The sequence below is a fragment of the Flavobacterium lipolyticum genome, assembly GCF_020905335.1.
In the GTDB taxonomy this organism is placed as follows: Bacteria; Bacteroidota; Bacteroidia; order Flavobacteriales; family Flavobacteriaceae; genus Flavobacterium; species Flavobacterium lipolyticum.
On the sequence record NZ_JAJJMN010000002.1, the window covers coordinates 376,950 to 391,890 of the forward strand.

Consider the following 14,941-nt stretch of genomic DNA (forward strand, 5'->3'; position numbering starts at 1 on the left):
ATTAATTTTATTTGTAATGAAAAAAATAATTATACTTTTTTGCCTTCATTTTTTTCTGTTGGCGCAGGCACAGGAATACAGTTCGGCTAATATTCATTCACACAATGATTATGCAGGTAAATTGCCTTTTTATGAAGCCTATTCCAATGAAGCCGGAGTTATCGAAGCGGATGTTTTTCTGAGGAATAATGAACTTCTGGTAGCACATACTTCGGACGAAATTAAAACGTACAATACACTGCGAAGTCTTTATTTAGATCCTTTGTCGAAGAAGATAAAAAACTTAGAAGGTAAAGTTTACCCTGAGAATAAGCCTTTAATTTTAATGATTGATATAAAATCAGAAGCTGATGCCACACTTAAAGCAATTGTACAACAGCTAAAAACGTATCCGGATTTGATTTCAAACAAAAATCTAAAAGTCGTTATTTCAGGAAACAGACCTGAACCATCAAACTGGAATCAATATCCTGAGTTTATCTATTTTGACGGAAGAAGGAATGAAACGTATTCATCGGAACAATTGTCACATGTCGAAATGATTAGCGAAGATTTAAAAGAGCTTACCGTTTGGAACGGAAAAGGAGTAATGACACAGGCTGATTTAGAAAAAGTACAGTCGGTCATTAAAAAAGTTCATGCTCAGAATAAAAAAATCAGGTTCTGGTCGACACCCGATAATGTGAATACCTGGATGACTTTGATGAATTTAAAAGTCGATTATATTGGTACTGATAATGTGCCGGCATTGACGCAGTTCATTCAGAAGATAAAAAGTACTTTTTACCAAAATACATCATTTTATCAGGCCTATAAACCTAAGAATGCAGCTTTATTTTCTAAAAACAGCCGTCCCAAAAATGTAATTCTGCTTATTGGCGACGGAATGGGGCTTACTCAGATTTATGCCGGGTATACAGCCAATAAAGGACAATTGAACCTTTTTAATATTCCAACTCAGGGATTGTCGATCACGAAATCGTCAGACAGTTATATCACCGATTCGGCCGCAGGAGCTACGGCAATGGCAACAGGTCATAAAACCAATAACCGATTTATCAGTGTCGATGAAAACGGAAAAGGGTTGGAACTAATCACCCAGCAACTGGCAAAGAAAAAGTATAAAACGGCTATTATTTCCGCTGGAAATATTACAGATGCCACTCCGGCAGCTTTTTACGCGCATCAATCTGAAAGAACTTTAAGCGAACCAATTGCTGCAGATTTTCTTGTCAATCCGTCTGATATTTTGATTGGAGGAGGCACAAAAGAATTTAATAACAGAAAAGACGGTAGAGATCTGTCTAAAATAGTAAGAGAGAAAGGCTATACTTTTTCAGATCAGTTTAAAAGTCTGGACACCATTAAAAATTCACGTTTTGTAGTGGTAGATGATGCTTCTGTGGTTTCGATGAAAGAGGGAAGAGGAGATTTTTTAGCGAAATCTTTGGCAAAAACAACGACCGTTTTTTCAAAATCAAAAAATCCTTTTTTTGTAATGGCTGAAGGTGCGCAAATTGATTATGGCGGACATAAAAATGACCTGGAATATGTGGTTCGTGAAATGCTTGATTTTGATAAACTGGTAGGACAAGCCATGGAATTTGTCGATCAGAATCAGGAGACACTTTTAATCGTAACGGCAGATCACGAAACCGGAGGACTTTCCTTAATTGATGGCAGCATCGAAAAAGGATATGTACAGGGAAGTTTTAGTACAAACGATCACACAGCGGTGCCAGTTCCGGTTTTTGCCTATGGACCCGGAGCTGCAAATTTTATGGGAGTTTATCAAAACACAGAAATCTACTTTAAAATACTCGAAGCACTTTTAATCAAATAACTGGTACCACTTTGGTTTGATAGTGGAGATACACTAAATGCAGCGACAAAACATTTTGTCGCTGCATTTTTATTTTTAACAAGTGTAAACGTCAAGTTTGTTAAAAGTGAAATTTGGAGAAAGAACCATATTCTTGTCAGGATTATAAAGTCTTGATTTTGCAAGGTTGGTTTCTGCTTAAATAGTATGGTAAGAAAAATAAGATTAAAATAAAAAATAGTAAATTAGCATTTCTTTAGGATTAATTTCTTTTTCTGTTAAAAACTTTTACAAGAAAATTTCTGTTCTTTGTATCTTAAAATAGCTTAAGAAAAAGATTAAATAAGTCTTAAGTGATTCGCTTGACACCACAATATTATTTTAGACATTGAGTTTAGACTAATTATCATATTTGCGTTATGGATAACAGGAAGTTTATTTTAAGTTTAAAAAAAGGTAATGAGGCCGCTTTCAGGGAAGCATACCTTAATTACTACGATAAACTGATAAACATTGCCAAACGCTTTAATTTTACAGTACTTACCCCACAGGATTTTGTTCAGGAGACTTTTTTACGAGTATACAATAAAAGAGAATTACTCCATGAAGATGTTTTATTCGACAAACAATTATTTGTGATCTGCAAAAACATTATCCTCAATCATCTCAACAGAGAAAATAAAATAGTACAGCTCGAGCCTTCGCATGTTGTAATGGAAAATGTGGATAACGATCATGAAATTTTTGAGGAAAGACAGGAAATATTAAATAATTTAATAAATGAGCTTCCTGAACAACAGCAAAAAATCTATACTTTACATAAACTGGAAAACCTTAGCTATAAGGAGATTGCAGCTTTGACGGATCTTTCTGAAAAGACCATAGCCAATCATATTTATCTCGCCAGTAAATTTATTCGAAAAAAAGTCGAAAACCATTAGGAACTTTTTTGTTCTCGTTTGTTATCTATAAAAATGAGAACATAAAATGAATATTGAAACTTACAAAACGGATGTTACTACAAAGGAAGAAGCAAAATTTGTTGTAGCGCTGCTTCAATTTGTTATTTCTGATTGTATCATGAATTTTGATGTAGAAGACAAAAATCATGTTCTGACAATCGAAACCAACAGGGAGATTAAGGATATGGTGTATGGTGTTTTTAATAAGCAAGGATTTTATTGTCAGAAACTTTAACGCCCCAAAGATATGAATGATAAAAAAGTAGAAGATGAACTAAAGAAGATTTGGGATGATGTTCCCATTTCGCATTCTGATGAAGAAAAAGAGACCTCGTGGGAAGCATTTCAATCCAAAGCCTTTCCTTCAAAAAAAACAAGATTTAAAGCATGGTATTATGCCGCAGCGGCAGCCGTTTTACTTTTTGCGTTTATCGGAGTGGGACTTTTCTTTAATAAAGAGCAACACCAGCAGGAAATTAAATTGACTTCAAACGTAATTGAAAATAAGACTTCAATTGTAAAAACGATTTTTTTACCGGATAGTTCAAAAGTGGAGTTAAGTCCTGATTCCAGAATCGAGTATGCCGATAATTTCGAGACTAATCGTAAAATAGAAATTAAAGGAGAAGCTTACTTTCAGGTAACAAAAGACAAAAAACATCCCTTTCAGGTTTTTTGCAATGAAACGACAACCACTGTTTTAGGAACTTCTTTCTTAGTAAAAGGATACACCCAGAAAGAAGTTTCGGTAGCCCTTTTTGAAGGAAGCGTTGAGATGAGCGTAAAAGACCAGACTCAAAAATGGATACTCGTACCGGGTGAAAAATTTACCTATACCAATAATACGGTTGAGGTATCTGAATTTGAAAGATTTACCGATTTTGAAAATGAAAAGTTGACCGTTCTTGCTGCCTACATTAAAGCAAACTATGGTTACACGATGAAATTTCCAAAGGAATATTACGATCAGCACATTACTTTGAGAATCAATAAAAAAGAAGATTTAGAAATAATTATCCAGTTAATATCCGAAATGTATAACCTAAATTTTGAAATAAATGAAAAATTGAAAGAAGTTACTTTTCAATAGAAAAGAAAAAGGATGCACTAGCCGCGAAACTAAACATCCTTCTCATGGTCAGGATAATAAGAATTATCCAGTTTAATAATGTTCAAAAATACAAAATTTTATGAAACAGATCATTTCAGCATGTTTTTGTTATACATTGAAATTCCCAAAGGAATATTATGACCATCGTATTACCATACGAATTAATAAAAAAGAAGATTTTAAAAGAACCATTCAATTAATATCTAAAATGTATAACCTAAATTTTGAAATAAATGAAGAATTAAAAGTAATTACTTTTCAATAGAAAAGAAAAAGGATGCACTAGCCGCGAAACTAAACATCCTCCTCATGATCAGGATAGCAGGAAACTATCTCATTTAATAATATCAAAAATACAAAATTTCATGAAGCATATAATTTCAGCGTGCTTTTTTTTATTCAGCTGGGGAGTGTTTTCTCAAAACGTAACCATAACTGTTGATAAATCAGTAACACTAAAAGAATTCTTTAAACAAATTGAAAGCCAGAGTGATTTCAAATTTGCGCATACAGACCAAATCAATACCAGTCAAAAGTATTTTACCGAAACAAAGACTTATAAAAATATCAGCGTAAAAGAATTGGTCAATGAACTTAATAAAAGTGCAGCGGTTCAGTTTTCTATCGTTGGCAATAATATTTTTGTAAAGCAAAAAGTAACCAAAGCACCTAAAAAAAAAAATAAGCTGAGTGGTCAGGTTTTTGACGAGAACAAGCAGCCGGTTATTGGAGCTAATATTTTCATTAAAGAACTTTCTACCGGTGCAACAACTGATGCAGACGGGAAATTCTCGATAACACTGGACAAAGGAAATTACACCGTATTGATCAGTTATCTGGGCTTGAAAAACAACGAAAAACAAATTGTAGTTGCTGACGATTCAAGAATCAATTTTTATATGGATTCCGACAGTCATGAGCTGGAGCAGGTCGTAGTAACCACCAATAAGGCTGTGGATGTTAAAAATACTCAAATGAGTGTAAACAAACTTTCGATGGCCGAGATCAAACGAATTCCTGTGGCCATGGGAGAAGCTGATCCTTTAAAATCGATATTGACCTTACCCGGAGTTACCAACGCCGGAGAACTTTCGTCGGGTTTTAATGTCCGCGGTGGTGCAGCCGATCAAAACCTGATTCTGGTAGATGGTGGTCCGGTTTATGCTGATTCTCACATGTTTGGTTTTTTCTCCATTTTTAATCCTGATATTGTGAATGGATTAGATTTGTATAAAGGAGGAATTCCTTCTAAATATGGAGGACGTGTTTCTTCTGTTCTGGATATCACACAGCAAACCGGGGATTTTGAAAAGTACAAAGTTAACGGAGGTATCGGTTTGATCTCAAGCCGCTTATTGATGCAGGGACCTATTCAAAAAGAAAAAGGATCTTTTATCATTGCAGGACGTGCTTCGTATGCCCATTTATTCATGAAACTGGCTGATAGTAAGAATTCCGTGATGTTTTATGATTTAAATGCGAAGTTCAATTATCGCTTAGGAGCCAATAATACACTGTCTTTTTCAGGATATTTTGGGAACGACCTTTTTGATCTTAATAATCTTTTTAACAGTACTTATGGAAATACAATGGGTATTTTAAGCTGGAAGCATAAGTTTTCCGAGAACTTAAATACCAACTTGTCTGTATATTTCAGTGATTATAAATTTAATCTGGACCTGGATAGAGAAGGTTTTGAATGGAACAATAAGATTTCGACTTATGGACTTAAATATGGCTGGAGTCAGACGGTATCAGAAAAATTAAAATTGAATTACGGAATAGAAGGTCAGTATTACGATTTTAATCCCGGAACCGTAAAGCCTACCAATACAACTTCGCAGTTTAATTACAAACAGTTGGATAAAAAGTATGCTTTTGAGTCTTCTGTTTATTTGGACTTTGAGCATCAGCTTACAGAGAAACTGAACCTTCGATACGGACTTCGTTACAGTATGTTTTACCGTTTAGGAGGGGAAGAAATCAATACCTATGAAGATGGGAAAGCAGTAGTTTACAATCCGTTGTATAAAATTTATGAAGAAGGAACTCCAACGGGAAGTATCACTTATAAAAAAGGAGCGACCATCAGTAAGTTTGATAATTTCGAACCGCGTGCTGCAGTATCGTATGCTTTTAATGAGACTACTTCGGTAAAAGCGAGTTACAACCGAATGGCGCAGTACATTCACATGTTGTCGAATACGCAGTTTCCCTTGCCAACAACGATTTGGACACCAAGCGGCCCTTTTACAAAACCGCAGCTTTTGGATCAGTATGCCGTAGGTTATTTTCAGAACTTTAAAGATAATGAATACTCTTTCGAAGGAGAGCTGTTCTATAAAAAAATCAAAAACCGTATTGATTATATTGACGGAGCCGATATTTTGGCCAATAACAATATAGAACAGGTGATTTTGAATGGTAAAGCCAGGTCTTATGGTATGGAATTAATGTTGCGAAAAAATACGGGAGCATTAACCGGTTGGGTTTCTTATACCTTATCCAGAGCTGAACAAAAAACACCCGGAAGAACACCGGAAGAACCGGGAGTCGCAAATGGTAAATGGTATTTATCAGGATATGATAAACTGCACAATTTAAGTGTTGTGGGGAATTATGAATACAATAAAAAATGGTCTTTTAATGCAAATTTCAGTTTGCAGTCAGGTCAGCCAGTAACCTATGCCAATGGGTATTATGAATTTGGAGGGATTAATGTTCCAAACTTCTCCTTAAGAAATGAAAACAGATTGCCACTTTTCCACCATTTGGATCTGGCGGCGACTTATACGCCAAAACCGGATAAAAAGAAAGGATGGCAGAGCTACTGGGTATTTAGTCTTTATAATGTTTACAACCGAAAAAATGCAGCTGCGATGACTTTTGCAACAAATGAAGACACCGGGATGAATGAGACGAAAAGGCTTTCTATTTTTGGGGTAGTACCGGGAGTTTCTTATAATTTTAAATTTTAATGAATATGCAAAGGATTGATATAAAAACGATAAAGAAGAATACAATAGCTATTTTGGGTTTTGTTTTGGTACTGTTTTTCTCCTCTTGTGATGATGTGGTAAAACTTGATTTAGAAACCGGAGAAACGAGAATCGTAGTCGACGCCGAAATTATCTGGAAAAAAGGAACCTCCGGTAGTGAGCAGGTCATCAAGGTGAGTAAAACGGCTCCTTATTACAACGATAAAACTCCAAAAGTCTCAGGAGCTAAAGTAAAAGTGACCAATAGCAAAGGAGATGTCTTTACTTTTAATGAAACAGGACCAGGACTTTACGTATGTACTAATTTCGTACCTGTGATCAACATGGATTATGTGCTTTCTGTAGAGGCAGAAGGGCAAACTTTTACGGCTGCCGAAAAGTTAATTTCAGTATCACCTATTGATAAAATAGAACAGAAACGCGTTCCGGATGTAGCCGGAGACGACTTGTATGAGATATCGTTTTATTTTAAAGACCCGGCGGATCAGGTCAATTTTTATCTTACCGATTATAAGAGTGATGTTTTTCGTCTTCCTTCACACACGCTGTTAGATGATGAATTGTTTAATGGAAATGAAATATATCCAAGATTTTCAGATCCCGATTTGAAACCGGGAAAAAGTCTTTCGGTGATAAATCGAGGTATTTCTAAGAATTTTTACAACTATATGAGTTTAATTTTAGAGATATACGGAGGAAGTCCTTTTTCTATTCCTCCCGGAAATATCAGAGGGAACATTGTAAACACTACAAATGCCAATAATTTTGCTTTTGGTTATTTCAGGCTTTGTGAAGCAGATAGCTTTTCCTATACCGTACAAGAGAACGATAATATTGTCTATCCGGGAAAGTAAAATTTTAATTGAAGGTTGATTTGTGACTACATCTGGCATATAAATAGTTATGTCAGATGTTTTTTTTATGCCGTAATTTTAGGTTATAAAAAAAAGGATTTTAACAAAATCCTTTTTTTTAAATCTGATAAAAGATACAGCTGTTTTTAACTAAGATTGGGATGAATCAAGAAGTTACCGGACTACTTTCTTTTGAAACGCATCATCGGAACATCGTTAAGCAATAAGTTTAGTTTGCCTTCTTTATCAATAGAATAAGAGGTAATTTTTCGGATCATCTCAGTAAAAGTCTGTTCCCCGCCGCCTTCGCAAAACATCATCGTGGTAGGCCCCTGTTCGCCAAAGCTGATCGTTTTTCCCTTTAAAGTATAAGGAGCACTGTACCCATTACAACCCGCATTTCCGAAAACCTGACCGGTATTCTGGTCAAACTTGATAAAAGGTTTTTTGTTGGGATATAAACCCTCAAAAGCAATTCTCGGACCCGAAATGTATTCGAGCTCCCAGGTAGTATCAAAAAGAGCGGTATTTTTTGTAGTATCCTTTGTAGCGTTGCAGGAAGTAAAAAATAGAGCAATTGCAGCAAGCAGTAGTGTTACGTAGTTTTTCATCTGTTTTTTTGAAGATAAAATTAACAAGTTTTGGGTTATGATAATCGTTTTTCGGATAGAACTTCGTTTAAAATTTTAAAGCTTTAGGAAACAGCAATGTTTTCAAAAAACATTCGGAATCAGGACTGGATTTTAAAAAGCAAAACATAAATCAGGAACATTGAACTTACCATGTGTGTTACACTCTTCTGGGATCTCCTTTTAAATAAGTTTTGCTATATTTAAAATATTCGGTTGAAGTTCTTTCTCCTGCTTTCCCGTCAATTCTAAGAACACTTCCGGCACTATTAAGAAGTTTTTGAAGCTCGACAGCTTCGTTTGTAACCTTCCCGGAATAGTACATCGTTTGGTTTCCCTGCGCTATGATTTGTTCTACAATATGCGTGTTGGGCAGTGTAATTAGATGCTGTTCCATCATACGGCGCAACAGAACAGCGGCACCACATTGTTTGGAGACCGCATTGGGATCGTATTTGCCGTCCTGAACATATTTACCTTTAGTGTACTGATTCGAATAACTCCATAAATAAGGCGAATTTATTCCCTGCTTGTAATATCCTAATCCGTTAAACAATTCAAGTCGGTAAAGAATTCCGGCAATGCTCCAGTCTGTCCATGAATTTAGCTTGTCGTAAATCAAGGCGTCATTTGCGCTCACTTCCCAGGTAAATGGAGGATTTCCTGCTTTCGGACGACCTGCTGGTACGTTAACCGTACGCTTAGTAAGTGGGTCGCCATTGTGCAAATGAGTAGTAAAGTTCAGACTTCCTTCCATACAATGTATAATAGAAATCATGTACCAGGGAATATTTAAGGGATCACCAACAGATTGATATCTGCTTTTGTTTGAAACTATTTTAGCCACCAATGCATCAATTTCAGGATATTTGACTTCTTTTATAATGCAGGATGCAAACAACTTTTCGTAATTGCTTTTTTTGTCAGGGGGTACTGTTGTTGCCATAAGTATAGTTGGTTAGCGTTGAGTTCTATTCAACGGATTAGTTGGATTTAGATAGTATAAAGTTAGTTTAAAAATGCTATTTTTGTTTTAACAGGTTTAAAAACAGGTATTTATACTTGTTTTTGAAAAGGTGGCCAGGATTATTTTTGATAAAAAACGAAGAGAAGTAGTTGCAATTGAAAAAAGAAACGGATATCGAGCGTTGATAGAAGGTGTTGAGTTGGTTTTTATAAGAGTACAATAGGTGCTAAAGTTCTAAATTTAGAGTTAAAGTCGTCAAAAGCAAAAAATCAGCTCTGTTTCATTTTTTAGAAAACAGAAAGTTTTAAGTTAATGCAATCGTAACCCTTTCAAAAGGATTTACTTAGAGTATTCGCAACATTTTTTGATAAAAAGGAAGAAGTAGAAAACAATTTTACGTTGATTTTTATAGATTTGTACTATCAATAATATGCCCAAAAACGGATTGGGATTAATTATAAAATACTAAGACAATGAAAGCGGTTACTTCACTATTTTTATTTTTAATATTTGTCTACTCAAATTCTTATTCACAGTTAAGCTCAGATAAAATATTCGAAAGTTTTAAACAGGGAGAACGGACCAATTGTTCGTCGATTGCCTTTATTAAAGCCTCTTTAAATGTCTATGGATTAGACAATCTTTTTGTAAACGAAAAGACCGGTGAAAACACTCACAAAATCACCTTAAAAAACAATGCATCATTCAATCTGCAAGAGGGCGAAATCAGTAAAGCTAAAATATCGGCCGGGTTTATTTATATTAAAGACAATCCTGAGAGTGAAAAAATCACCGATTATGCAATACTGACTTATGCTGTAATGGCGAAATACAAACAAATTATTGATAAGGTCGATACTTTTGACAAAGCATTAGAAGATTTAGAAGATGGTTCAGTATATACTCCTACCATTTACAAATATTTAGGATTCAAAGAAGGTAAACAAGTGCTAAAGTTAAAACGACAATCCGGAAGTGAATACTGCGGAGTAGTAGCATGGTCTACTGCTCATGCCGTTTTTGTCTGTGAAGATTTTATGGACTATTATGGCAATAAAAAAAGTATCTGGATCAAGTATCCGGGACGTTTCAGAGTCATTAAATCGTAAGCACAAGTAAAGATTTACGGGGAAATGTGGAGATTTCCATAAAAAAACAAACAAGCATTAAATTCCTGAAATGTGCGCTCCAGTACCTCAGAATTGTCTTATAGATTGACATAAAATAAAATGTTAATTTTTTTTTAAAAAAAGGAATCATTAAAGTTGCGGCTTAAGTTAATTTGTATACTTTTGTGTTCCTCAAACAACCAATTACATTAGTAAAATGAAAAGTAAAATAATTCTAGTAAGTTTCTTTTTCTTTTTTGCAACTGGAGCTATTTCAGCACAGGCAAAAAATGCTCCAAGAAGTATAATCAGTACAACAGCAATTATCCGCAAATACCATGATCAAAAAGAATTGAGCGGTATGCAAAAAGGGGAGCTTTTGGAATTATACATCGAGCGTATTAAAGTTTTAGTAAAAACACTTCCTTATATCGCTTTGGTTACTAAACCAGGTGTTACTATGGCAGACTTAGGTATTCCGGACGATAGTGAGCACAAAAAAGTGTTAGACGGTCAGGCAGAAGGAACAACAGTATTTTTGGATACTACTGTAGAGTTTCAAAGAAAAATGATGCCTTACTCAGATAAAGGAAATTTAATTGCTGCAATTTTATTCTACGAAAGTACATTGAAATCATTACACGAGTTCAATGATATCATGAACTAAAGTTATCAGGATCTGATTCCTATAAAAAATAGAAACCTCCAAAGTCATTTGACTTTGGAGGTTTTTTTTTGTTTTTACAGTATAAAACGGGTATTAATACGGGTTTGCAATCACCATAAATTGGGTTACTTTGATTGCACAAGTTATTAACGCTAAAAAAAAGTTTATCATGCTAAAACGTAAAAACCCTGATGAAGAAGGGAATTTAAATCAGCTGACCTCTGATTTTGCTCAGCAGGCAAATGAGGCCCTATTCGAAGCACTTCAGGAAGAGAAAGGTGTATTGGATAAATTGATGTCCGGTTATCAAAAAGTTCAGATTGAAGATCCAATCAGACCTTTTTATGAAGAAGACCTTCAACAAATTGTAAAAAATGTAGATTATGGCATTTTACAGGTACTAGAAGGCACCTGGGTAAGTTACAATAATAACAGTGACAATCAGAGTGATAAAAAACTCATTGGCAGCGGTATACATACCACCATCATGCCTTCACCGGGTACCAACGCAGGAACCATTCCGGGAAAATACAGTTTTGAGTGCGAAGAATATATTGAAAAACTTACTTTTAATCTGGTACCGGGTGGTGTTCGAAACCGTGGTGGTGCAAACGAGCAGTTTTGCGGCGCTGTGAAATACGAACAAAGCATCAAAAGTGTAAACCGCGTAACCGGTCAGGACGCTTTGCAATACACTCCAATTCACGAAGAGAACGGAATGTATCTGTGGTTGAGTGATATCTTTAACTATGCGGCAACAGAAAAAACGATTAGTGAAGACCGTGGTATTCATGCCATATCACCTAACAATCCAAATAAAGATTTATACAAAAGCGGTTATCAGGATGAAACCCTGTTTTTAATCAAGAACGATCAGGGAAACAAAGAATATGTAACGCTGGAAAACTTAAACGGAAGAAAATATTACGAGATTATTGCTTCAAAAGAACTTAAAGCAGGAGCAGGGCAGACCGGACCTTATTTTATACCCGATTATTCGATTTCGAGAAGTGGTGTAATTCCCCATGGAAGTACAATTACTTTACTGGGAGATTTAAAGCCAAATAAATCGGGTTATTTGATTAGTGGTGCTCCACAGTACCCGGAAGGATTCGCGGCCTGGGACTATAAACACCTTGCTATTTCGCAAACAATGGGGGGAGCAGATGCCAGCAATGAGCCTATAAATCTGGATGCACCTCCACCACCTTGGGTATTTGAGACATTGGATGATAAAAACGATGAACGTGAAAATAAAATCTATACGCAGCGAATATTAGCGCATCCTTTATATCCTTATTCGGTGCGGCCAGATTTACGTCTTCGGGATACGCTTAAAAGTGATGTGGTAAAAAACCATGTACTGATCGAGATGTCCTCTAAAAATAAAACCGGAGCTCAGGGAGGAATCCTAAATGTTCCGTTTGTCAATCGTTTTGTTCCTACAGTCGAAATGAACATGAGAATGTGGATTGAAACTGTTGTCGAAAACAAAAAAGAAATTCTTCAATTGCAATACGAGCAGGTCATATTTTTCGAGTTTGATTTCGGAGACGATGGCGGTACGACAAGCTGGCCACACATACAAGTCAATACACTTCGTAAAATGGAAGATGTATCACCTGATCAGAAACGATTAATAGAAGAGCAATTCCCGGGAACTTATAAAATGGGATCTTCGGGGGAGGCTTCGGGCTGTCCGCATCACAAAGAGTAACTTACAATAAATGTTGACAAGCAGGAAGTGAGTTAATAGCCTATAACCGATTTAACAGATAACATAGTGCTGTAGGGCGTTACTGTTTATAATGTGCAATGATTTTTGATCATTGCACATTTTTTTTGTTTAAAAAAGCGACGAAGGTTCTCCTGGTCATTCAGAATTTGTGACTAACAATAGGGGATTCTGTAATCAAAATTTGCAGTTGTTTTATATATAAGTCCGTTTATGGCATGAATGCTGTCATTTGTTGAATTTGTTGACTATAGTTTGTTTTATTGGGATAACTTTTGCATAAATATCAGCGGAATGTGGAAAGCCGTAAAGAAAATATAAAACAGAGTGTTAGATTTGGCCTCTTAATTTGATTACCCAAAAGACTAAACCGGAATATCTTATGAAAAAACGACACCTATTACCCTTTTTAATTTTACCATTCTTTGCCTATTCTCAGGACATTCTCTGGGAGAAATCATACGGCGGACAGCATGCCGATTATTTGTTTGACGCACAGCCCACAGCCGACTACGGCTTTATTCTGGCAGGTAGTTCCTTATCTAATAAAACCGGAAATAAAGACGATGACAATCATGGAGATCTGGATTACTGGATCTGGAAAATGAGCGAAAAAGGAGATCTGGTCTGGCAGAAAAGCATAGGCGGAAGCGGATTTGATTTGCTTCAGAGTATTAAAAATACAAAAGATGGCGGCTTCATTCTGGCAGGAACTTCAGATTCGGGGAGAGGTTTTCAAAAGAATGAAAAATGCAAAGGCCTTACTGATTTTTGGGTCATCAAATTAGATGCATCGGGTACTGAACAATGGCAAAGAACTATTGGCGGTAAAGGAAAAGACGAACTCTTATGTGCTTTTCAAACCAAAGACGGAGGGTATATGTTGGGAGGTTCATCCAGTTCGGATTATTCAGGTAATGCACTTGCTGCTACAAACGGAATGTCCAAACCCACCACAAAAGCGTCTCAGTTTAATAAATCAGATAAATGCCGTGGCAATATGGATTACTGGATTGTTAAACTGGACCAACAGGGCGATGTCGAATGGCAAACGACCTATGGAGGAAGTTATAGCGATGTGCTGAGGAGTATGGAACAAACCACAGACAACGGATACATACTGGCAGGCTATTCCAATTCGCCTGTTTCAGGCGATAAAACCGAAAACAACAAAGGAATAGGAGATTACTGGATTCTTAAAATAAATGATACCGGTGAAATTCAATGGCAAAAGACCTATGGAGCTGAGGGAGATGATCAGCCTTATGTGATTCATCAGACTGCCGATGGCGGTTATATTGCGGGCGGAAACTCCAACAGCAAAAATGCCCTGACCACTTTGGGCGGTATCGTAGGAAACGGAACCGACTACTGGATCCTGAAACTCGATAAAGACGGAGGTGTGGTATGGAGTAAAACCTACGATTTTGGAAAAACAGACATCTTAACCTCACTGGTAGAAAACAAAGACCAAAGTTACCTTATTGGTGGTTACGCACAGAGCGAAAGCAGGCGCCCGCGTGAAGGGATCGTAGCCAAAGCACTTAACGCTGTCAGTAAAGAAAAAGAAGGCATCAACGACTATATCGCGATGAAAATAGACGACAAAGGCGAAGAAATCTGGAACAAAACCGTTGGCAGCGCCGGAGAAGACATCCTCAGGAAATTAATTGAGACCAGAGATGGCGGTTATCTGATGGCAGGAACCTCCAATTCGGCAGCCTCAAGAGATAAAAACGGCAGTATGGGAGGTAATGATTTTTGGGTAGTAAAGCTCAAAGACAAAACAAAAGTGGAAAAGGTAAAATCCAGTACCGAAGTCATTCCGAATCCTGCTTCAAGCTATACCAACATTATCATCGGTTATGATTTTAAAGAAGGCACCGTCACACTGATCGATATTGCCGGACGGACCTTACTGGAGTTTGACATCAACAACAGGACCGTACCAGTGAATCTAAGCCAGTACCCTGAGGGAATCTACATCATCAAAGTCAGAACAGATGTGAAAACAGAATCTGTAAAAGTGATTAAATCTGTTAGATAATTCAGGAGCCTTTTAATTATTATATCAAGTTACAAATCC

General features: G+C 36.3%; 12 protein-coding genes. 10 read left to right on the plus strand and 2 right to left on the minus strand.

Features of this window, described 5'->3' with window-relative positions; translation table 11 throughout:
* Positions 1 to 16 precede the first annotated feature (16 nt).
* The 6 genes from LNQ34_RS18340 to LNQ34_RS18365 all read left to right on the plus strand — a co-directional run bounded on the left by LNQ34_RS18340 (position 17) and on the right by LNQ34_RS18365 (position 7,748).
* Positions 17 to 1,843 (plus strand): alkaline phosphatase, encoded by a 1,827-nt coding sequence (locus tag LNQ34_RS18340; RefSeq protein WP_230000772.1) that lies wholly within the window; start codon positions 17 to 19, stop codon positions 1,841 to 1,843.
* Between the two features lie 398 nt (positions 1,844 to 2,241).
* Positions 2,242 to 2,763, plus strand: coding sequence for an RNA polymerase sigma factor (locus LNQ34_RS18345; RefSeq protein WP_089076171.1), 522 nt, complete (start codon positions 2,242 to 2,244; stop codon positions 2,761 to 2,763).
* 46 nt (positions 2,764 to 2,809) lie between these two features.
* A complete protein-coding gene (locus LNQ34_RS18350) occupies positions 2,810 to 3,019 on the plus strand; it encodes a hypothetical protein (protein ID WP_017495723.1) in 210 nt (69 codons plus the stop codon).
* A gap of 12 nt (positions 3,020 to 3,031) precedes the next feature.
* Complete coding sequence (locus LNQ34_RS18355; protein ID WP_230000773.1) at positions 3,032 to 3,874, plus strand: FecR family protein; 843 nt, start codon at positions 3,032 to 3,034, stop codon at positions 3,872 to 3,874.
* Positions 3,875 to 4,260: 386 nt separating this feature from the next.
* The gene (locus LNQ34_RS18360) at positions 4,261 to 6,873 is read left to right on the plus strand and encodes a TonB-dependent receptor (protein WP_230000774.1); all 2,613 of its coding nucleotides are present in this window, start codon (positions 4,261 to 4,263) and stop codon (positions 6,871 to 6,873) included.
* Between the two features lie 5 nt (positions 6,874 to 6,878).
* Complete coding sequence (locus LNQ34_RS18365; RefSeq protein WP_230000775.1) at positions 6,879 to 7,748, plus strand: DUF4249 domain-containing protein; 870 nt, start codon at positions 6,879 to 6,881, stop codon at positions 7,746 to 7,748.
* A gap of 182 nt (positions 7,749 to 7,930) precedes the next feature.
* Here the strand turns inward: LNQ34_RS18365 and LNQ34_RS18370 are convergent, their stop codons facing one another.
* Together LNQ34_RS18370 and LNQ34_RS18375 are read right to left on the minus strand one after the other, a co-directional pair.
* Positions 7,931 to 8,359, minus strand: a complete 429-nt coding sequence (locus LNQ34_RS18370) for an META domain-containing protein (protein ID WP_202703069.1) — start codon at positions 8,357 to 8,359, stop codon at positions 7,931 to 7,933.
* Positions 8,360 to 8,537: 178 nt separating this feature from the next.
* Positions 8,538 to 9,323: a hypothetical protein gene (locus LNQ34_RS18375; protein ID WP_230000776.1), complete on the minus strand. Its 786-nt coding sequence runs from the start codon at positions 9,321 to 9,323 to the stop codon at positions 8,538 to 8,540.
* A gap of 494 nt (positions 9,324 to 9,817) precedes the next feature.
* Between LNQ34_RS18375 and LNQ34_RS18380 the strand changes: the two genes are divergently transcribed.
* The 4 genes from LNQ34_RS18380 (at position 9,818) to LNQ34_RS18395 (ending at position 14,902) form a co-directional block, all read left to right on the plus strand.
* Positions 9,818 to 10,453 carry a hypothetical protein gene (locus LNQ34_RS18380; RefSeq protein ID WP_230000777.1) on the plus strand — a complete coding sequence of 212 codons (636 nt, stop codon included), beginning with the start codon at positions 9,818 to 9,820 and terminating at the stop codon, positions 10,451 to 10,453.
* Between the two features lie 217 nt (positions 10,454 to 10,670).
* Positions 10,671 to 11,120 carry a hypothetical protein gene (locus LNQ34_RS18385; RefSeq protein WP_017495730.1) on the plus strand — a complete coding sequence of 150 codons (450 nt, stop codon included), beginning with the start codon at positions 10,671 to 10,673 and terminating at the stop codon, positions 11,118 to 11,120.
* Positions 11,121 to 11,289: 169 nt separating this feature from the next.
* Positions 11,290 to 12,837, plus strand: coding sequence for a peroxidase, FMP-type (locus LNQ34_RS18390; RefSeq protein ID WP_230000778.1), 1,548 nt, complete (start codon positions 11,290 to 11,292; stop codon positions 12,835 to 12,837).
* A gap of 400 nt (positions 12,838 to 13,237) precedes the next feature.
* A complete protein-coding gene (locus tag LNQ34_RS18395) occupies positions 13,238 to 14,902 on the plus strand; it encodes a T9SS type A sorting domain-containing protein (protein WP_230000779.1) in 1,665 nt (554 codons plus the stop codon).
* Positions 14,903 to 14,941: the final 39 nt, after the last annotated feature.